This window comes from Bacillus sp. FJAT-27251, from assembly GCF_001273925.1.
GTDB lineage: Bacteria > Bacillota > Bacilli > Bacillales > Cytobacillaceae > Mesobacillus_B.
Genome location: NZ_LIGG01000001.1, coordinates 84,203 through 105,280 on the forward strand (window position 1 = coordinate 84,203; position 21,078 = coordinate 105,280).

At 47.1% G+C, this 21,078-nt stretch carries 16 protein-coding genes and 1 tRNA gene; 4 read left to right on the forward strand and 13 right to left on the reverse strand.

From position 1 onward, the window contains the following. Nucleotides 1-305: 305 nt before the first annotated feature. Complete coding sequence (locus ADU22_RS00440; RefSeq protein WP_053360388.1) at nt 306-1,157, reverse strand: VOC family protein; 852 nt, start codon at nt 1,155-1,157, stop codon at nt 306-308. Between the two features lie 173 nt (nt 1,158-1,330). On the opposite strand from ADU22_RS00440, the gene ADU22_RS00445 reads away from it, so the two are divergent. Continuing rightward, nucleotides 1,331-1,756 (forward strand): acyl-CoA thioesterase, encoded by a 426-nt coding sequence (locus ADU22_RS00445; RefSeq protein ID WP_231687818.1) that lies wholly within the window; start codon nt 1,331-1,333, stop codon nt 1,754-1,756. A gap of 78 nt (nt 1,757-1,834) precedes the next feature. Here ADU22_RS00445 and ADU22_RS00450 read toward each other — a convergent pair whose 3' ends face one another. From ADU22_RS00450 to ADU22_RS00480, 7 genes are all read right to left on the reverse strand, one after another. After that, complete coding sequence (locus ADU22_RS00450; protein WP_053360389.1) at nt 1,835-3,619, reverse strand: L-lactate permease; 1,785 nt, start codon at nt 3,617-3,619, stop codon at nt 1,835-1,837. Between the two features lie 217 nt (nt 3,620-3,836). Beyond that, a complete protein-coding gene (locus ADU22_RS00455; protein WP_053360390.1) occupies nt 3,837-4,616 on the reverse strand; it encodes a fumarylacetoacetate hydrolase family protein in 780 nt (259 codons plus the stop codon). A gap of 145 nt (nt 4,617-4,761) precedes the next feature. Then, nucleotides 4,762-6,942: a malate synthase G gene (locus tag ADU22_RS00460; protein ID WP_053360391.1), complete on the reverse strand. Its 2,181-nt coding sequence runs from the start codon at nt 6,940-6,942 to the stop codon at nt 4,762-4,764. A 105-nt stretch (nt 6,943-7,047) separates the two neighbouring features. Continuing rightward, a complete protein-coding gene (locus ADU22_RS00465; RefSeq protein ID WP_053360392.1) occupies nt 7,048-8,508 on the reverse strand; it encodes an FAD-linked oxidase C-terminal domain-containing protein in 1,461 nt (486 codons plus the stop codon). Further along, complete coding sequence (locus tag ADU22_RS00470; RefSeq protein WP_053360393.1) at nt 8,509-9,864, reverse strand: (Fe-S)-binding protein; 1,356 nt, start codon at nt 9,862-9,864, stop codon at nt 8,509-8,511. Between the two features lies 1 nt (nt 9,865). Further along, complete coding sequence (locus ADU22_RS00475) at nt 9,866-11,170, reverse strand: FAD-binding oxidoreductase (protein WP_053360394.1); 1,305 nt, start codon at nt 11,168-11,170, stop codon at nt 9,866-9,868. 19 nt (nt 11,171-11,189) lie between these two features. Continuing rightward, on the reverse strand, nt 11,190-11,876 hold the full coding sequence (locus ADU22_RS00480; protein WP_231687938.1) for a FadR/GntR family transcriptional regulator: 687 nt from the start codon (nt 11,874-11,876) through the stop codon (nt 11,190-11,192). A gap of 232 nt (nt 11,877-12,108) precedes the next feature. Here ADU22_RS00480 and ADU22_RS00485 point away from each other — a divergent pair, with 232 nt between their 5' ends. Both ADU22_RS00485 and ADU22_RS00490 read left to right on the forward strand, forming a co-directional pair. After that, entirely contained in the window at nt 12,109-12,669 is a 561-nt protein-coding gene (locus tag ADU22_RS00485) for an FAD-dependent oxidoreductase (RefSeq protein WP_053360396.1), read from the forward strand. Between the two features lie 130 nt (nt 12,670-12,799). After that, nucleotides 12,800-12,887: transfer RNA gene (locus ADU22_RS00490), tRNA-Ser, on the forward strand. 85 nt (nt 12,888-12,972) lie between these two features. Here ADU22_RS00490 and ADU22_RS00495 read toward each other — a convergent pair. After that, nucleotides 12,973-13,413 (reverse strand): Dps family protein, encoded by a 441-nt coding sequence (locus ADU22_RS00495; RefSeq protein WP_053360397.1) that lies wholly within the window; start codon nt 13,411-13,413, stop codon nt 12,973-12,975. 483 nt (nt 13,414-13,896) lie between these two features. Here ADU22_RS00495 and katA point away from each other — a divergent pair, with 483 nt between their 5' ends. After that, complete coding sequence (katA, locus tag ADU22_RS00500) at nt 13,897-15,348, forward strand: catalase KatA (protein ID WP_053360398.1); 1,452 nt, start codon at nt 13,897-13,899, stop codon at nt 15,346-15,348. A 766-nt stretch (nt 15,349-16,114) separates the two neighbouring features. Here the strand turns inward: katA and ADU22_RS00505 are convergent. The 4 genes from ADU22_RS00505 to ltaS form a co-directional block, all read right to left on the reverse strand. After that, entirely contained in the window at nt 16,115-16,873 is a 759-nt protein-coding gene (locus ADU22_RS00505; RefSeq protein WP_053360399.1) for an iron ABC transporter ATP-binding protein, read from the reverse strand. Beyond that, nucleotides 16,867-17,817 (reverse strand): iron chelate uptake ABC transporter family permease subunit, encoded by a 951-nt coding sequence (locus ADU22_RS00510; RefSeq protein WP_053360400.1) that lies wholly within the window; start codon nt 17,815-17,817, stop codon nt 16,867-16,869. Before ADU22_RS00510 ends, ADU22_RS00505 begins: the two co-directional genes overlap by 7 nt. Next, nucleotides 17,810-18,760, reverse strand: a complete 951-nt coding sequence (locus ADU22_RS00515; protein ID WP_053360401.1) for an ABC transporter permease — start codon at nt 18,758-18,760, stop codon at nt 17,810-17,812. Before ADU22_RS00515 ends, ADU22_RS00510 begins: the two co-directional genes overlap by 8 nt. 185 nt (nt 18,761-18,945) lie before the next feature. Then, nucleotides 18,946-20,976, reverse strand: coding sequence for a lipoteichoic acid synthase (ltaS, locus tag ADU22_RS00520; protein WP_053364406.1), 2,031 nt, complete (start codon nt 20,974-20,976; stop codon nt 18,946-18,948). Nucleotides 20,977-21,078 lie beyond the last annotated feature (102 nt).

Genomic DNA, 21,078 nt, shown 5'->3' on the forward strand with positions numbered 1-21,078 from the left:
GTAAGTTCATTCACTTTCTCCTCGTATATCTGCCACATTTATTCCCATTTCATCCGGGGATATTTTGGACTTTGTTTTGTTTTGCAAACTCGTCCTGAAATGAAAACCTCAAATGTGATTCGTGTACCTCAGACCGAGGATTTGCCTAGGGCTTCCTTCAGATTCCGCGTCACCACGGACACCCTTGCCTTTGGCTAATGGTTCGCATATCCCAACGCCCATAGCGGACTCTCACCGCCAAGTTAATGAACATGCCTGGCACACAAAAAAACCTTCATCCAGGTTGGATGAAGGGTTTAGTACTTTCATGAAAATACGAGTTTGATTTTATTCCCGGAAGGATCCTGTGTTAGGAACGCTCCTTCCATTTCGTTCACTTGTGCAGCAAGTTTCCGCAGCCTGCCCATAATATTTTCCTTTTCTTCCTTTGGAAAAGCCAGTGTGAAAGTTTTCAGCCCTGGAGCATTTTCCTTCGGAGACGGTGCACCAGGACCGTTCCAGGTGTTCAGGCCAATATGATGGTGATATCCGCCAGTTGAAATAAACAAAGCCTGCGGACCGTACTTAAGGACCACATCAAAGCCCAGACCGTCGCAATAGAATTTCTCAATTTCCTGCAATTCCGCCACATGCAGATGGATGTGGCCCATGATTGTTTCTTCCGGCAATCCATTCCATGGCGTTCCATTGCCTATTGCCAGCAATTCTTCGGCATTCAGCGGTTTTGTTGCCATTTCCACCTGCCCGGAATTCCAGGTCCAGCTCTCCGCCGGGGTATCCGCATAAATTTCAATTCCGTTGCCATCCGGATCTGCCAGGTAAATCGCTTCACTCACCAGATGATCAGATGCTCCCTGCAGGGGATACTGCGTTTGGAGAAGATGAAGCAATGCACTGCCAAGGTCAGCCCTGGAAGGCAGCAGAAGGGCAAAATGGTAAAGACCGGTCGTTCTTGGCTGTTTCGGTTCCGCTCCTTCAGGCTGTTCCACAACCAAAAGCGGCGTCTTTCCATCTGCAGTCAGTACAGCCTGGCGCTCATTTTGGCTCAGGATTCTAAAGCCGATGATTTCCTGGTAAAATTTGATGCTTCTTTTAACATCCTGAACCAGCAAGTGCACCTGGCTTACATACGTATTTGGATGCTGGTGAAATGTCAAGATAATCCCCCCTTAATTCTGTATACCCTATTTTAACATGAAACCAAAAGTTAACTGGCCTTAACAGTTTGCCCGGAGAATGAGTTCCCTACTGCAGAACCTTTTAAAAATAAATGGCGAAAAATTCAATCTATTTTATAATGGAAGTAACTATACATAAGGGGGAAGCAAAAGTGGCTGAAGGTTTCCGTTTTTCACACCGGCTTAAAGTACGCTATTCCGAAATTGATGGACAAAAGATTGTTTTCAATGCCCATTATTTAACCTATCTGGACGTTGCCGTGACGGAATATTTTTCGGAAGGGCTGGGGATGGACGTTGACTCACTGGCAGAAAAGGGCGAGTTCGATTTCGTGGTGGCGAAAACAACAATGGAATACAAAAGTCCTGCGAAATTAAATGACTGGCTTGAGATTTGGTGCAGGACATCAAGAATAGGCAACAGCAGCATCGCCATGGAGTTCCTAATTACCAGAGAGGGCGAAAAACCCTTGCTTCAAGCCGAAATCATTTACGTCAGCATTAATCCTGCCACACATGAACCACAGCCTGTACCTGCATTTGTCCGTGAAAAGATTCAGCTGTTTGAGAAAGAGTAGCAAGAAAGCCACAACATTATTTATAGAACAAAAATCCGCTGCTCATATCGACGCAGCGGATTTATTCTTTTTACCGGATTAGAGGGTTTTTCCACCCGGCGTATTCACTGTAATCTGGCTGGCTCTTTTCTTGTTGGTAGCTATAATGTAAATGGCCGCCATGGCGATCAATGCTACGATAAAGCTGCCAAGATTGAACAGTCCTTTTTCGGAATACCAGACGATTGAATAGCCCAAACCGCCAAGAAGCAGCGCATAATAGGTGAAAGGCAGAAGCGTCTTTCGGATCACGATTCCTTCTTTGCCCACAAGACCCACAACCGCAGAGGCGGCAACAACGTTGTGGACGCAGATCATGTTTCCTGCCGCCCCGCCGACAGCCTGCAGTGCGACGATCCATGTAGGGTCAACACCGATTTGTGAGCCTACGTCATATTGGAACAATGCGAACATCATATTGCTGACAGTATTGCTGCCTGCGATGAAGGCGCCAAGGCCGCCAATGAAGGTTGCAAATATTGGCCAGAAATCGCCTGCAAGTGCCGCGACCCCGTTAGCCAGCTCAATTGGCATCCGATCGTATCCAGCGGCTCCGCCTCCTGAATTCAGGAAGACCTGGACCATTGGAACAGTGAATACCAGCGCCGTTGAAGCCGCTACCGTCGTTTTTGCTGATTGTGTAAAAGCCAGTTTGTATGCGCTTCCACTCATGCCGTGGATAAAGAACGTAATGAGAGAAACGAGAATAAAGATGGTTCCCGGAGAATACAGCGGCTGGAAACTGGCTGTAATGCCCGATCCGAAAATATCCTCTGCTGCCAGAGTCCACTTTTGCAGCCATCCCACAAATGGGAGCGTTTTCAATCTGGAGAGTACCAGAAACAGACCGACCAATATATATGGTGCCCATGCACGGACCATGCCCATGCTGCCGCTCTTGTGGGCAACATCCCTAATTTCAATCTTGCCGCTCCATTCAGGATCCCATTTGGATTTTTCTTCAAAATCCCAGGCCTCTTCTTTAGGCGGCATAAGGAACCCTTTTTTAGCAGCAAAAATGACAATCGCCAGCCCAGTCAATCCGCCAATCATCGACGGGAATTCCGGTCCAAGGAGATTCGCCACCAGAACATACGGAATGGTCATGGCGAACGCGGCGAACAAGGCAAACTTCCAAATTTTCAACCCTTCGGTAAATGATTTGTTTTTACCAAAGTACCTTGTCATCAAGGCCACGACGAACAGTGGAATAAGAGTTCCGGCCACCATATGGAGGAAGGCTACCTTCGTTGCAATAAAGCTGACCAGTTCAACAAAATCGTTCGTGATGCCCGGGTCAGCGGATAAGCCAGTTCCCACCCCTACAATCATCGGTGTCCCCACGGCACCAAAGGATACCGGGGTGCTCTGAATGACCATGCCGGCCACAACCGCTGCCATCGCCGGGAATCCCAGGCCTACCATCAGCGGGACGGCCACTGCTGCCGGCGTCCCGAATCCGGCCGATCCTTCAATGAATGATCCGAACAGCCACGCCACAATGATTACCTGGATCCTGCGGTCTTCCGAAATGTCGGTGAATCCCTGGCGGATCGTCCTCAGGCCGCCGCTTTCCTGCAGGGTGTTCAATAACAGGATGGCCCCAAAAATAATGTACAAAAGTGTTCCTGCGACAACCAGGCCGTTAATGGATGCAGCGGCCACATTGGCCCCTGGAACCTGCCAGATAAACAAGGCGAGCCCCACTGCCACCACATAGGAGATTGGCATCGCCTTGCTGGCGGGCATCCTCATTCCAACTAGGAATATAGCCACAGCAAGGATTGGCAGGAGCGATAAAAATGCCAGTATGCCTGTGCTCAAATTTTCTACCCCCTTTTTCATGTTTTAAAAGATTTAAATTAGTACATAACAAAATGGCGAAGCGCTGTCGTATAACGGTTATTATTTTGTTATAGAACATTCGCCTCAAAACTATTATACTAGGAATTCGCTTAATTTCAATAATTTTTAGAATATTGATAATAAAAAGAATCCCCTTGTTCCGGTGTTAAGGGGATTCTTTTATGAAGCGGATTTCCTAAGAAATGCTTGCCTTCCTGTTTGCCAATTTAAAAGTGTTGCGGAGTGTCCCGATCTCTTTGATGCTGCATTCAATCACATCTCCCTCGTGAACCATCTCGGCCCCCAGCGGGCTGCCTGTCAAAATGACATCTCCTGGCTTTAGTGTCATGACATTGGATAAATAGGAAATCATCTTTCTGATTGGAACAATCATAAGTCCGGTTGGGCTGTTTTGTTTTTCTTCGCCATTCAGCAAAGCCTCGACACGGACTTCAAAAGGATCAAGTTCGGTCTCAATTACCGGGCCAAGCGGAGTGAAGGTGTCAAAGGATTTGCCGATTGTCCAGTGTCCCGCTTCGTGAAAAAACTGCGGGGCGGTGACATCGTTTCCGACTGTATACCCGAACACATAGTCGAGCACATCCTCTTCGGCTATATTCTTGGCTTCCTTGCCTATGACAATGGCCAGCTCGGACTCAAATTTGACTTCATCGATTCCCTCGGGAATGAGGATATCCTCTTCCGGGCCAATAACAGAAGAGACCGGCTTGAAGAAGAATACAGGGATCTTCGGCAGCTCATCTGGAACCTCTTCCTTTCGGGCGACGTAATTAGCCCCAATCCCAATGACCTGGTTTGGCACCAGCGGCGCCAGCAGGCTGATCTCACCGAGGGAAAATACATTTCCCGTGTAGGACCAGCTTGTAAAGATGTCGCCTGTTATCTCCCTGACCGTCTCGCCTTCAATAATCCCTGAATGGGTTTTGGCACCCGCTGTAAACCTTGTGAATTTCATAACATTTCCTCCTAAAATAGCTTTGGTTTCCTTGCTTTTATGTACTGCCAAAAAGCCTGGGGCATTCTGGAACTCAGAATGCCCCTGTCCTGCCTTTTAACCCGCATCAACTGGCAGTAAGGCTCCCAATGAATGAAGTTTCCCTTTACTGCTTCACAGCGTATTTTGCTTTGGCTTCCTGGCGGCGGCGGTGCAAAATAGGTTCTGTGTAGCCATTTGGCTGTTCTGCTCCTTTAAAGACCAGGTCACAGGCGGCCTGGAAGGCAACGGATCCCTCAAAGTTGGCTGCCATTGGACGGTACGCGGGATCTCCAGCGTTCTGTTCATCAACGACCTTTGCCATTCTTTTCATTGTTTCCAGTACCTGTTCTTCCGTGCAGATTCCATGGCGCAGCCAGTTTGCCATATGCTGGCTTGAGATTCTGAGAGTGGCACGGTCTTCCATCAGCCCAACGTTGTTGATGTCAGGAACCTTTGAACAGCCCACGCCCTGCTCAACCCAGCGGACTACGTAGCCAAGGATCCCCTGTGCATTGTTGTCAAGCTCCGCCTGGACTTCCTCCGGGCTCCAGTTTGCATTTGCAGCAACCGGGATTTGAAGGATATCATCGCGAAGATCTTTTGCTTCGCTCTTCAGCTGATCCTGCACCTGGCTTACATCTACCTGGTGATAATGCAGGGCATGCAGGGTCGCAGCTGTAGGAGAAGGAACCCAGGCAGTGTTGGCGCCAGCATTAAGATGGCCGATTTTTTGCTGGATCATGTCCGCCATAAGGTCAGGCATTGCCCACATGCCTTTGCCAATTTGGGCGCGTCCCTGGAATCCGGCATTCAGCCCGACGAATACATTTGATTTCTCATAGCCTTGAAGCCACTTAGTGGCCTTCATATCACTTTTGCGGATCATCGGACCAGCTTCCATGGATGTATGGATTTCATCCCCTGTCCGGTCCAGGAATCCAGTGTTGATAAAGACTACCCGGTCTTTTACTTCCCTGATGCAAGCCTTCAGGTTAAGGGATGTGCGCCGTTCTTCATCCATGACGCCAATTTTCAGCGTGTGCCGTTCGACGCCAATCAAGTCTTCAATACGGTTGAACAGTTCATTGGCAAACGCTACCTCCGCTGAACCATGCATTTTTGGCTTTACAATGTAAATCGAATTCTTCAGGGAGTTTTGGTAAGTCCCATTTCCAAGAATCGTATGCTTTGCAATCAATCCCGTAAATACGCCGTCAAGGATACCTTCCGGTACTTCATGCCCTTGTTCGTCAAGAACGATATTGCTTGTCATCAAGTGGCCCACATTTCTGATGAAAAGCATGGACCGTCCTCTTAAGGAAACTTCCTCACCGGAAACCGATGTATACTTGCGGTCGGGGTTTAAGCGGCGTGTCATTTCCTTGCCGCCTTTGCGGAATGAAGCTTCAATGTCCCCCTTCATCAATCCCAGCCAGTTGCGGTAAACAAGCGTCTTGTCTTCCGCATCGACAGCAGCGACAGAATCCTCGCAGTCGATGATGGTCGTAACAGCAGACTCGATGAGAATATCCTTTACCCTTGCCTTGTCTGTTTTGCCGATTGGGTGCTGGTCATCGATTTGAATTTCAAAATGTAGCCCATTGTTTTTCAGCAGGACCGCCGATGGCTGCTCGGGACTTCCCTGGTATCCTATTAACTTTTCACCGTCATTGAGACCTGTCTTTTCTCCGCTTTCCAGAGTGACAGCCAAAGTTCCGTTTTCGATGGCATACTGTACAGCATCCTTGTGGGAAGCTCCTTTCAAAGGTGCTGCCTGGTCAAGGAAATCCCGCCCAAACTCAATGACCTTTCCGCCCCGGACCGGATTGTAGCCAAGGCCGCGGTCTGCGCCATTTTCTTCCGGAATCGCATCTGTTCCATACAGAGCATCATACAGGCTGCCCCAGCGCGCATTGGCGGCATTGATGGCATAGCGTGCATTGTCTACTGGCACTACAAGCTGCGGTCCAGCCTGGAAAGCGATCTCATCGTCCACGTTCTCTGTCTGAATCTTGTAATCTTCCACTTCCGGTTCCAAATAGCCAATTTCAGACAAGAAAGCTTTATAGCTTTCAAAATCAAAATCATTTCCATTTTCACGGTACCAGCTGTCGATCTTTTCCTGAATATGATCACGTGCCGCTAAAAGCTCCTTATTTTTAGGAGCAAGGTCATGGACAAGCTGATCAAATCCGTTCCAAAAATCCTGTTGATTCACATTAGAACCGGGGAGCACCTCGGAATTGATAAATTCATAAAGTTCCTTTGCCACTTGAAGACTGCCTGATTTCACATATTCTGCCATTTGCTAGTTTCCTCCATTCCTAAACCATCATAGGGTCATAATATCACTAACATTAATGCGCTTTCAAATAATTCTCCAACCAAGTTTCTAAATATTTAAAATAGTTTATAAGGCGGCGCTGGCCTTCATTTCCTTTTTTATTTCGACACAGCGTCCAGGAGAAGGGAAAAGCTTCCCTGCATTCAGGAGGTTCTTTGAATTAAAAACTTCCCTGACATCCGTCTGGGCGGCGATTTCCTCTTCGGTAAATACGAACCGCATTTCTTCACGCTTTTCGATGCCGACACCATGTTCTCCAGTAATGGTTCCTCCTACGTCGGCACACACCTTGAGGCAAAGGCTTCCTGCTTCGAGAGCTTTTTCGGTTTCACCAGGCACTCGGGCATCGAACAACACCAGCGGATGAAGATTCCCATCACCTGCATGGAAGATGTTCGCAATCCTCAGTCCCGATTCCTCACTGATTTGATTGATCCGTGCCAATACCTCGGGAAGTTTGCTGCGCGGAATGACCCCATCCTGCACAAGATAGTCGGGGGAAATTGCTCCCATCGCTCCAAAACCGGTTTTACGGTTGGCCCACCAGCGGCCTCGCTCAGCTTCATCCCTGGCTACCTTTACCTCACGGACGTTCCTGTTCCTGCAAACCGTTAAAATCTGCTCAATCTGCTCGTCGATCCCCGCCGTAATCCCATCTACCTCAATCAGCAGAACCGCTTCAATGTCCTTCGGGTGCCCAACAGGAAAAGCTGCCGCTTCCACGCCCTCAATAGCCGTTTTATCCATCATCTCCAGAGCGGCCGGGACAATGCCCGAAGAAATAATATCGGAAACAGCCTGGCTTCCATCGGCAACACTATCAAAATAGGCCAGAACCGTCTGTTTGCCTTCAGGGTTTTTCAGGATGCGGACCGTTATTTTGGTCACGATTCCAAGTGTCCCTTCGGATCCGGTCAAAAGGCCGAGCAAGTCGTAGCCTGGTTCATCGGCCACTCCATCCTTGCCTATCTCGATGATTTCTCCATTTGGCAAAACCACCTCAAGACCGAGGATATGGTTGGTTGTGACTCCATATTTCAAACAGTGCGCGCCTCCCGCATTCTCGGCCACATTCCCGCCGATGGTGCAGCAATATTGGCTTGAAGGGTCTGGTGCATAGTAATAGCCCCGATCTGAAATCGAATTTGTCAGCTTGAGATTGACAAAGCCGGGTTCTACGACCGCCCTTCTGTTTTCAAGGTCGACGCTAAGGAGCCTTTTCATTTTCACCATGGAAATAATGATTTCATTGTTTAGTGGAATCGCTCCGCCGCTCAATCCTGTTCCTGCGCCGCGCGCCAGGAAAGGCAGATCATTTTCATGGCAGTACTTCACTACCGCCGCCACTTCTTCCGTGTTTTTCGGAAAGACGACGGCTCTCGGCAAATGTTTGTGGATGGTGAACCCATCGCAATCATAAGCCAGCAAATCTTCTTTTTTATAGAGAATGGAACGGGCGCTCCCGACGATGCTGGCAAGTTTGTGGATATGCTGGTCATTGGTCTTGATTTCCTTTAAAAATGCCATCTAGTTTTCCCCCTTCCCGTCCTCTTTCTGATAAGCCCAGTCAAGCAGCTGGACGGTATGGACAATTTTTTGGCTCCGCCCATATTTTTCGACGCCCATTGCCATTTGCAGCATGCAGCCCGGATTTCCCATTGAAATCATTTCCACATCATCAGGAACGTTTTCCATCTTGCTCTCCAATACGGCACCGGCCATCTCGGGGTTGGTAATGTTATAAATGCCCGCACTTCCGCAGCAGCGGTCGGAATTCGGCATATGGACCATCTCGACCCCAGGTATATCAAGCAGGATATTGCGCGGCTCCTGGCGGATATTCTGCCCATGGGCCAAGTGGCAGGCATCGTGATACGTAATTCTTGTTTTCAGCTCAGCCTTTGGTTTTTCGTATCCTGTATCATGGAGATGCTTCGATATGTCCTCCACTTTTTCGGCAAACTTCTCCGCCTCTTTCCTCATTTCCGGATCGTCATGGAACAGCTCGGCATATTCCTTCATCATGCAGCCGCAGCCTGCTGCATTGACAACTACTTTCTCTGCATCCCTGAATGCTTCCATATTCTGTTTTGCGAGCATTCTGCCTGTATCCCGGTCTCCTGCATGAACATGGAGGGCGCCGCAGCAAGTCTGGTTTTTCGGGATGACAACATCATTTCCATTTCGGGTCAATACATTGATCGTCGCCTCATTTATATCGCTGAACATGACATCCATGATGCAGCCTGTCAGCAATGCTACCTCGCGCTTGCTCTCCCCTTTTGCCTTAATGACCTTTTCATTTTTGTATTTTTTCCTGACCGGTTCTTTAATTTCCGGCATGATGGCTTCCATTTCGACTAGATGTTTGGGCATGATGTTAATTAGCTTTGTTTTCCGGACCACACTCTGTACGCCGCTCTTCTGGTAGAACTTCAGCATGCTTCCCAAGGTATTGAGGCGATTTTGTTTCGGGAAAACCCCCTTCAGGAACATGCTGCTGACGGCCCCCTGCCAGCCGGTCAATGGCATCGCTTGACGCACCTGTCCGCGTGCTTCCTCAATCAGGCCGCCCACATCCACATCTGCCGGACAGGCCGTGGTGCATGCACGGCAATCAAGGCAGGCAAAGACCGGGTCGGCAAAAAATTCGTTTACATTAAGCCTGCCTTCCGCCACTGATTTGATCAGATGGACACGGCCGCGCGGGGAATGCTGTTCCTGGCCGGTGATCTCATAGGTCGGGCACGATTCAAGACACATGCCGCAATGGACGCAGTCGGCCCATTTGGTTTCGTCCGGATGGTCTTTTGCCAGATAATTGCTCAGGCTCCCCGATGAACAGGATGGTTCCTGCTTTAAATCCAACTCTCTTAAACTCAATTTATATCCCCCCAATAAATGCATTAGGATTCAAGATTCTGTTCGGGTCCATCTTTGCCTTTATTCCTTCCATCAGGGGGAAGTAAGACGGCTTGTCGCCCCAGGCATCCACTTTGCCGCCCAGGACTTCCGGCAAATGTTTGACAACTGCATACCCGCCCTCCTGGACGGCAAACTTGCGGAGTTGCAGGATGCCTGCGGCAACCTGGTCAGCGGAACCTCTCAGAACAACCTGGCAAATTCCCGTCCCAAGACCGCCATGGGCCTCGGCCGCAACCTGGCCTCCATCAGAAAGAAGCTGGCATTCCCTTATCACATCAAGCACCTTCAGGTTCACGACGCCAATTTTCATTGCAGCGGCTGTTTCCCTATTGCTTAAGTCTTCCTCCAATGAGTCAAGGCCGCATGGAGCTGCTGTATAAAGCTTATTCCAGAAAGCCTTGGCCTCTTCATCTTTCAGGATGTCAAGGCTGGTCCGGGAAGGCTGGTTCGCCTTGATGTATTGTTCCTGGTAGCGTACCGAAGTTTCAACATCCTCAAAGCTGATGGCCAGTGTATAGCCGTTCCTGTCCGCTAGATTGCCAGCCATGAACGGATTCAGCAGCTCCAGTGCGACGGGCTCCATCATCGAATCGAGAAGGTTGATGGCAAAACGCCGTACCTCTTCCAGGTCCCCTTCCGGAAAAGAAAGAAGCGCCAGGCTCTCGCATTTTGGAAGCGGCCGGAGCTTAAATGTCACTTCGGAAATAACCCCCAAGGTTCCCATTGAGCCAATAAAAAGTTTATTCATATCATAGCCGGCAACATTTTTCACCACTCGTCCCCCCGACCTGATAATCCGGCCATCAGGATAAACGGTTCGAAGTCCGATTACCGAGTCCCTGGCTATGCCATATCCAAGCCGTTTGGGACCGCTGTCATTTGAGGCAATGACCCCACCGACAGTCGCAAATGCCGGCCATGACGGATCAAGGGCAAGTTTCTGGCTGTACTGCGCCAAAAAACCCTGCAGTTCCTTAAAAGTAGTCCCAGCCTTGACGGTCACTGTCATATCTCCGGGTGTATGTTCCACGACTCCTGTATACTCCGACAGCGACAGCTGTATTTGGGTTTTCTCAGGGGTTCCCCATCCCCGTTTAGTGCCTCCTCCCAATACCGAGACGGCTGTTCTCGAATCGTTGCAATAGGCCAACACTTTTGCTATTTCTTCCTCTTCCTTCGGGAAAATGGTGACACTTTCCTCTCCTGCCATCTTCAGCTCAGGAAAAATGGCCTTCAAATCTGCCAGCAGCTCTGCTGTTACCAAGTCGACACCCCCTATAGATTTAAGCGCTTTCTAAAATGCTGCTGCGCAGCAGTTCTTCAACAAATGACAAGTGGCCCATCATTTCCCTCCTGGCCGCTAGCGGCTCCCGGGCTTTTATGGCCTGAAGGATCCTTTGATGCTGGTGTTCAATTTCCGCAACCGTTTCAGGATCCTCTTCTATCTTTTTATAAAACTCGCTCATGACCTTTTTCATTGCAGCAGAGATAAACTCTATTAACTGGATCAGAATATCATTTCCGGCGGCCTTGGCAATGGCCATATGAAAATTGTAATCCGATCCCCAGCCCGCTTCAGTTTGAAGCGATAAAATTTCTTCCAGTTCCGAAACCACTTCATCACTGCGGTTCAATGCAGCCACCTCGGCAATGCCTGTCTCAAGCATCTTCCTCACCTGGAACAGCTCATTGATATCCTTTAAACTGGGCAGCATCACCTGGCTTTTGAACAGGCTCGCGGAATCGAATCCGCAGATGAACGTCCCCTCTCCCCGCCTGACATCCACCGTTCCCTTGCCTTTCAGGGTGGTGAGGGCATCACGGACAGCGGATCTGCCTACTCCAAATAAGTCACATAGTTCCCTTACGGAAGGAAGCTTATCGCCAATCGCGAATGTTCCAGATTCAATCATCTTCTCTATCTGTTCGACAACTGAATCGGAGACCTTTTTATTGGAGATTTTCTCCACATCCAAATGATTTTCACCTGCCTTTTCAGATATCACATATCTGATAAGTGTTATACTAACTTCATTAAACCACCGATATAGGAGAAATTCAACCATTTATTTGAATTTATAAAAGAGTCTAAAAATAACCGAACCTTTGATTGAAAAATAAAACTATTCAAGCATAAAAAAGGTAAAAGAAAAGGTACTTTGGTAGAATAATGGTGTCATTAAAAGAATGGGAGGAATGGAAATGTTTGATATCGCTATTATTGGTGCTGGCGCGGCCGGTGCAAGCGCTGCCATCTTCACCGCCAAGGCAGGCAAAAAAACATTGCTGATCGACAATGATAAAAGCATGACAAAAAGGGCCTGGATTGAAAACCATTATGGTGCTGGTGACATTACGGGTCCCGATCTAGTCGAAAGAGGAAAGGGTCAGGCAGTTAAGCAAGGTGCAGAGCTTGTTCAAGGGGAAGTAACCAATCTTGTCAAAAAAGAAGGTGGCTTCCTGGTTGAGACAGACGGCGGTTCTTATGAAGCGAAACATATCATTCTCGCAACAGGGGTTTCCGTGGGACTGGCCGAAAAAATTGGAGTTAAAACAAAAGAAGGAAGTGAACCGAGAATTAAAACAGTTCTCGATGTGGATGCTTCCGGCAAGACGAATGTCGATGGAGTCTGGGCTGCAGGAACTTGCGCGGGAGTCAGCGTCCACACCATCATCACTGCTGGAGACGGGGCAAAAACAGCCATCAACCTAATTAGCGAAATAAATGGCGAACGGTACGTCGACCATGACGTGTTGAAATAAGATACAAAAAAAGCGCAGGAGCACTTGCGCTTTTTTTATTCCTTATTATAAAAGGATAAATTTCTCTTTTACGGCATGGCGGATAATATGCTATAATTTTATCACTGCAGGAAGACTCCTGCCTGATTGTGGAGATGTACCCAAGTGGTTCAAGGGGGCGCACTCGAAATGCGCTAGGACGGGCAACCGTTGCGTGAGTTCGAATCTCATCATCTCCTTAGAAAAGCGGAAGCGCCTTGGTCAGCCCCGGCCAGCATAATAAAAGGACAGCCTACTGGCTGTCCTTTTTGTTTATAAATTTATCTACTTACCAAGAAACGAATTCAGCATCCAGACATGCTTTTCTAGGCTTGCATGAATTGAAAGCAGCAAGTCTCCTGTCGTTTCGTCCCTGGCTTCATCTGCGATTCCCATAGCTTTTTTCAATTCCGAAATCATACCGGCAAAATCACTGACAATGCTGGCGACCATTTCTGAGGCCGTTTCGCCTCCCTCTGCTTCTTTCACCGAGGCGATTTCCATGCAGCCGGTCATGGTCGCAACCGGTTTGTCTCCCAAAGCCAGCAGGCGCTCTGCCAGTTCATCAATATGCAGGGCAGCTTCATTATAAAGTTCCTCAAATTTTGCGTGCAGGGTAAAAAACTCAGGACCTGTTACATACCAATGATAATTATGCAGTTTGATATAAAGGACGCTCCAATTTGCAATCTGCTGGTTAACACACTCTGCCAATTCACTTTTCATTATTCTTCCTCCATTACCTATATTTTCATAATTATTATAGTCTATTTAACTGGGCAAACAGCAAAATCGACACAGTATTCACAGGAATGTCATATTTTCATACTAAAATTCGGATTTTAGATAGGGAATAAATGAACAAGCCTCTAATATTCTCAATTAAAATAACAAATTGAGATTTTTAATGGTTCGTCAACTTCCGACAGGGTTCTTTTTTTCCATGTTTTATCTCCATAATACCTTTTGTTTTATTAAAATATCTTCACTGATTTCCATCCTTCAGTTTCAAAAACCCCGTTACATCAACCCTCATTCCCCAAATGATAATTAGCTTGTCATAAAAAAATGGGTTGGTAGATATAATGTGTTGACGAATGCTAGATGCCTATATTATATTAATTATAAATTAAGATTCATTTTCACTTTAAATCTTAACTAAGGTGATTAGTATTTTTACAGTGCAAATGTATTTAAGGAGGATATAAAATGAGCAAAAAACTTACTACCAGTTGGGGCGCCCCTGTAGGCGACAACCAAAATTCCATGACGGCGGGGTCAAGAGGACCAACATTGATCCAGGATGTCCACTTATTGGAGAAATTGGCCCATTTTAACCGTGAGCGTGTTCCCGAGCGTGTTGTCCACGCTAAAGGTGCAGGTGCACATGGCTATTTCGAGGTAACGAATGATGTTAGCAAATACACCAAAGCGGCCTTCCTTTCTGAAGTTGGCAAGCGCACACCTATGTTCATCCGTTTTTCAACTGTCGCCGGCGAACTTGGTTCGGCTGATACGGTAAGGGATCCAAGGGGATTTGCCGTTAAATTTTATACGGAGGAAGGCAACTATGACCTCGTCGGAAACAATACACCTGTATTCTTTATTCGCGATGCCATTAAGTTCCCTGACTTCATTCATACACAAAAGAGACATCCGCAAACACATCTAAAAAATCCAAATGCCGTGTGGGATTTCTGGTCCCTGTCTCCGGAATCCTTGCACCAGGTGACCATTCTCATGTCTGACCGCGGCATTCCGGCAACCTTCCGCCATATGCATGGGTTCGGAAGCCATACTTTCAAGTGGGTCAACAAGGAAGGCGAAGGTGTTTGGGTGAAATACCATTTCAAAACCAACCAGGGTGTGAAGAACCTTGCACCGGATGTAGCAGCAAAGATTGCCGGGGAAAACCCTGATTACCATACCGAAGACCTGTTCAATGCCATCGACAAGGGAGACTTCCCTTCCTGGACATTGTATGTGCAGATCATGCCAATTGAAGATGCGGATACATACCGCTGGGATCCGTTTGATGTGACAAAGGTCTGGTCGCAAAAGGATTATCCGCTGATTGAAGTGGGCAAAATGGTTCTGAACAGAAATCCGGAAAATTACTTTGCCGAAGTGGAACAAGTGACTCTTTCACCAGGCAATTTTGTACCTGGAATCGAAGCATCGCCGGACAAGATGCTTCAGGGACGCCTGTTTGCTTATTCTGACGCCCATCGCTATCGTGTTGGCGCCAACCATAATGCCCTTCCTATCAACCGGCCAGTTGCCGAAGTGAACAATTATCAGCGCGACGGGTTCATGCGCCCTGACAACAACGGCGGCGGCAGCGTTTACTATGAGCCAAACAGCTTCAGCGGGCCACAGGAGTCCCCTGGGGACAACACAACGGCATTTCCTGTCAGCGGTGCTGCGGGCAGCACTGGCTATGACCATGATGACCACTACACCCAGGCTGGTGACCTTTACCGCCTGATGACGGAAGACGAGCGTACCCGCCTTGTCGCCAACATTGTAGCTGCCATGAAGCCAGTGGAGCACGATGACATCAAACTGCGGCAAATCGCCCACTTCTATAAGGCAGACCCCGAGTACGGCACACGTGTGGCAGAAGGCGTTGGCCTTTCCGTCCCTGTAACACAGGCTTAGTACCTGCAAGTCAATCAACTGCCAAAAACAAAAGTGCCTGATCCCCCACTTCGTTAACACAGTGAGGGGTCAGGCACCATTTAGTTCGTTAATACTTTACTGGAATGAGGGTCAGGCACCATTTAATGCGTTAATACTTTACTGGAGTGAGGGTCAGGCACCGTTTAATGCGTTAATACTTTACTGGAGTGAKGGTCAGGTACCATTTAGTTCGTTAATACTTTACTGGAGTGAGGGTCAGGCACCAATTTTACAGAGACAGCGTAATTGCTAGTACTCGGTTTAAACGCCGACACTAGGTCAATTTAATGCTGCTACTAGCATTAAATTCGCAGCTATAAACCTAGTACTCGCATTATCTCTTCGCTTACCAGCATTAAATCCCGACTTACCAGCATTAAATCCCTCTTAACCAGCATTATATTAACCCTTGCTCGTATTAAATGAGTGTTTAATGCGAGTACTCATATTATTTGATACGCATATGCATATACCTTTAACAAATTCGATGTATCATTGACTCAAATCGAATTAGCAAGTCTCATTTTCGAATATAAACTCGCCCAATTCCTCTTTTTAACCAAGCACTTATCGAAAGATTGAACCTCACGCTTCCCAACATCCACAATTAGAAGCGATATTCGCAAATTCATGGCAGGGTATCGCAACATTTTACCAACAATCATCCACAAATATAGAATTTTATAATTTCCCAAACAATAAAAAAAGCTGTCTTGAAGATTCCCTTCCAGACAGCCCGATTTTATTATGAATAAAAAACGCAAATTTTCTCGGCGTCGATTTCTTCAATCTTAAAATCCATGTCGTATACTTCGTTCAATACCGATGGTGTGATAATCTCGTCTGTTGTACCCTCTTTTATGACTCTGCCATCCTTCATGGCCACGATATAGTCGGAGTAGCATGAAGCGAAGTTGATGTCATGGATGACAATCACAACCGTCTTGCCCAGCTCATCGGCCAGCTTGCGCAACACCTTCATGATTTGGACCGAATGTTTCATGTCAAGGTTGTTCAACGGCTCATCGAGCAGGACATACTCCGTATCCTGGGCAATTACCATTGCGATATAGGCCCTCTGCCTCTGTCCGCCGCTCAATTGGTCAAGATATTTATGCTGAATATCTTCAAGCTCCATATAGCGGATGGCTTCCGCTACAAACTTGCGGTCTTCCTTCGTCAGCCTTCCCTGTGAATACGGGAACCTTCCAAAAGAAACGAGCTCCTTCACCGTCAGCCTGATGTTAATATTGTTTGATTGTTTCAGAATCGAAATCTTTTTCGCCAGCTCATTGCTCTTACAGCGGGTGACATCCATCCCATCGATGTAAATCTCCCCTTCATCCTTGGCGATCAAGCGGCTGATCATGGAAAGCAGCGTACTTTTACCTGCCCCGTTCGGCCCGATAAAAGAGGTAATCTTTCCTTTTGCAATCTTTACGGATACGTCACTAATCACATTCTTATTGCCATACACTTTAGAAACATGTTTAACGTCTACCATGATTTACTCTCCTTTAACAGCAGATAGATAAAATACACTCCGCCAATGAAATTGACGATCACACTTAATGTAGTAGTGAAAGTAAACACCCGTTCAACAATCAGTTGGCCGCCAACCAGCGCAATAATGGAAATGAACACGGCTCCGATAATCAATTGAGTGTGCTTATACGTATTCAGGAACTGGTGCGCGACATTGGCCACCAGCAGCCCGAGGAAGGTAATCGGTCCAACAAGTGCCGTCGAGATGGAGACCAGCACGGCGATGATGATCAGCAGTCTCTTAACAACATGGTCATAATCAATTCCGAGGTTAACTGCCTGGTCCTTTCCTAGGGAGAGGACATCAAGGTATTTGAGATACCTGATTGAGTACAGGGTGATTAAAATGACTGCCACTGTGGCAATCAGCAGCAAATCAGTTTTTACATTGTTGAAGCTGGCAAACATCCTGTCCTGGACAACCAGGAATTCGTTGGGATCGATCAGCACCTGCATAAATTCGGTGATGCTCCGGAAGAAAGTGCCAAAGATGATTCCCACCAGCAAAAGGAAATAAATATTCTGGCCGCCGCCATGGAACAGGAGTTTATATAAGAAACCCGCAAACAGGACCATGAAGCCAACCGAGATGATAAAATTAATATTTTCGTTCGTGACAAAAAAATTCATCGACCCGAATGCGAAAATCAGAAAGGTCTGAATCAGCAAGTATAAGGAATCAAGCCCGATGATGCTTGGAGTCAATATCCGGTTATTTGTAATGGTCTGGAACACCAGCGTGGAAAAAGCAATGACGGCACCCGTCAAAACTATGGCATATACCTTTTTGATCCGCCTTGGCAATGCATAATCCCAATTGCTGCCCAAATCGATAAAAATAAATGCCGCTGCCAGCGCAATGGAGATGACAGCCAGTATTGCCAGCTTACTTTTATTACTCATATGCCTTTCTCCTCATGATCATATAAAGAAAAATACCGCTTCCGATTACCCCGACTGTAAGGCCGATAGGTATTTCATATGGATGAATGACTACCCGGCCAAAAATATCACAGGCCAGTACAAATACGGCTCCAAGCAAGGCGGTATGAGAAAGGCTGTTCTGCAGATTGTCTCCGCGGTACATCGTAACAATATTCGGGATAATCAAGCCAAGGAACGGGATCATGCCGACGGTCAGAACAACGGTGGCTGTGATCAGCGCAACAATGACCAAGCCAATGTTCACAACCTGCTTGTGATTCAGCCCAAGGTTGACGGAAAATTCTTCCCCCATGCCTGCGATTGTAAATTTGTTGGCATAGAGGTAGGCTACTGCCACGAGCGGTATGCTTATGTATAAAAGCTCATAGCGGCCCTGTATCATCGTTGAAAAATTGCCCTGGAGCCAGGAGGACATGTTTTGGATCAAATCATTTTTATAGGCAAAGAAGGTCGTAATCGAACCGACAATGCTTCCAAACATCATACCGACAAGGGGAATGAAGATGGCATCCTTATACTTCACCTTTTCCAGGAGCTTCATAAAAATGAATGTGCCTAACAAAGCAAAGAAGAAAGCAACAAGCACCTTCACAAGCGGACTTGCAGCTGAGAACAGCATCAGTGATACCAGAATCCCGAATCTTGCGGAATCTTCTGTACCAGCGGTTGTAGGCGATACGAACTTATTTCTTGTCAGCTGCTGCATGATCAAGCCGCATATGCTCATTCCCACCCCAGCGAGGATGATGGAAATCAAGCGCGGAATCCGGCTAACCAGCAGGACATGTGCCTGGGCTTCCGTTAAGCTGAATAGATCCAGCGGCGATATATCCTGCACCCCCAGAAACAGGGAGGTTACCGACAAGATCATAAAGCCAATAATCAAATAAATGAGTTTCATAGCAATACCCTTACTCTTTCACTATAATCCATATAAACATTTAGGCATACGAAATTGCCTATAATCAAATGATAATGATTTTCAGTGTCAAATGTCAATGTCAATTTTGTGACAGTGGAAAACTTTTTAAAAATAACAAAAAGAAATAAATTAAAAAGGAGCCGCAAATGCAGCTCCTTTTTCGTTTATTGAACCTTTTTACCTCCTGCTGATTCAGATGGCGCCCCCGCTTCAGCTTCATCATCTTCAGCTGGTTCTGTCGGTTCGGCTTCCTCTTCATCCACAGGCAAAGGCACACCGTTTGTATACTTATAGTCGGACCGGTCAACAGGCGTAAAGTTCTCAGGTGTATAGAAACGCAGCAAGTCCCCGTTGACAACCCGGTCGGATAGCTCCAGCTGCTGCCGGACAATTTGCTTCAATTGGGCAAATTCTTCCGTCTCTTCAAGCAATTCACCTGTATCAGGGTCATAGTACTTTTCTTCCACATAGGTTACAGACGGACTCATAAAATCCCCATTGCGGAAAGCAACAAGCTCCCGGTGCCCTTCAGAAAGAAGGTCGGTTCCAAGGTGCACATAATCCCCGGAATCGATGCCCAGAAGGTGAAGCAGAGTTGGCAGCAGATCAATCTGCCCGCCAAACGTATGGTTCACTCCGCCTTCAAGCCCTGGAGTGTGGATCAAGAGAGGTACTTCCTGCAATTCTGCCGACTTGGCAGGAGTCACTTCTTTACCAAGGACGGTCTCCATTGCTTTATTATGATTCTTGGAGATTCCATAATGGTCGCCATACATGACAATAATCGAGTTATCGTATAATCCCGATTCCTTCAGGTCAGCAAACAGCTGGGCCAGTGCCTCGTCGGAATAACGGGCAGTCTGGAAGAAATTATCGACCGACCTGTCACCTGTCACATGTGGAGCCAGTGTTGCATGCTCCTGTGGCATGGTGAATGGATAGTGGTGGGTCAACATAATGAATTTGGAATAAAACGGCTGCGGCAATGACTGCAGCAACGGGATGGATTCCTTGAAGAATGGTTTATCCATCAAACCATAGTTCGTTACATCTTCCGGCTTCATTTGGTAGTAGCTGGAATCAAAAAACTTGTCATAACCAAAAGACTTATAGATTTCATCACGGTTCCAGAAAGACCTGGTATTCCCATGGAAGACAGCGGAAGTATATCCTTTTTCCTGGGCAAGGATCGCCGGTGCAGCCTGATAGGTATTCAGGCCCTTCATCGAAAAGGCTGAACCTTGCGGCAGTCCGAACAGCGAGTTTTCAAGCATGAACTCGGCATCAGCCGTTTTTCCCTGTGCTGTCTGGTGATAGAAGTTATCGAAATACAGGGTGTTCTTGTCTCGAGTTAATGAATTCAGGAATGGAGTCACTTCTTCGCCATGCAATTCATAATCAATCAGGAAATTCTGGATGGACTCAAGATGGATGTAAATGACATTCCGGCCCTCGGCAATCCCGAAGTAATCAGGGTTGGGCTCGGCGAATTGCGATTGCGTGTAGTTGATGACTTCCGTGATATCATTGCTGTCGGCCATAACACGCTGGGCGGAGGCCTTTGTGCTCTGAACCGCATCATAAATCGTATAGTTGTACATTCCGAGATACTTGACAATATAGTTTCTGTCAAAAGTCCTTGTCAGAAGCTGAGGACGGTCCGCTTCCGCCATGCCAAGGTTGGCACTGAAAATGCCAAGGCCCAGGAGCATGACTGCAAAGGCTTTTCTGCGGCTGTATGAAGCCGGGGCAATCTTAGCCCAGCTTTTCTTCGTAACGACGGCCAGGACGATCCAGTCGATAAAGAAAAGGAAATCATACGGTTTGAACAATGACGGGATGCTGCTGCTGACATCTCCAAAGTTCTGTGTCTGGAAAAGCGTCGGCAGGGTAATGAAGTCATTGAAGAATCGGTAATATAGCACATTTGCATATAAAAGGAAGCTCAGGACAAGATAGATGAACAGGAGTCCTGTATACTGTTTTTTCCCTTTTCTGAACATGGCCAGTCCGAGGAAAAGAACGGCCGAAGCCAGCGGGTTAAGGAACAGCAAGAATGCTTGGAATGAACTTTCAACACCCAGCTTAAATTGTGTGAGCTGGACGGCATACGTTTTTAACCAAAGAATGAGTACGGCTAAAAAGAAAAAGCTCATAAAGTTTTTCATGTTCAGCTTGGCTATGATGCTTTTCATTTTTTCACCTGCTTTTTTTATTAGTTTTATCAGAGTTTCCTTGCTGATGAAGGAATCTTTGTTAGTAAGCCTCAGATGATATCTTGCTACAAAGATACAATA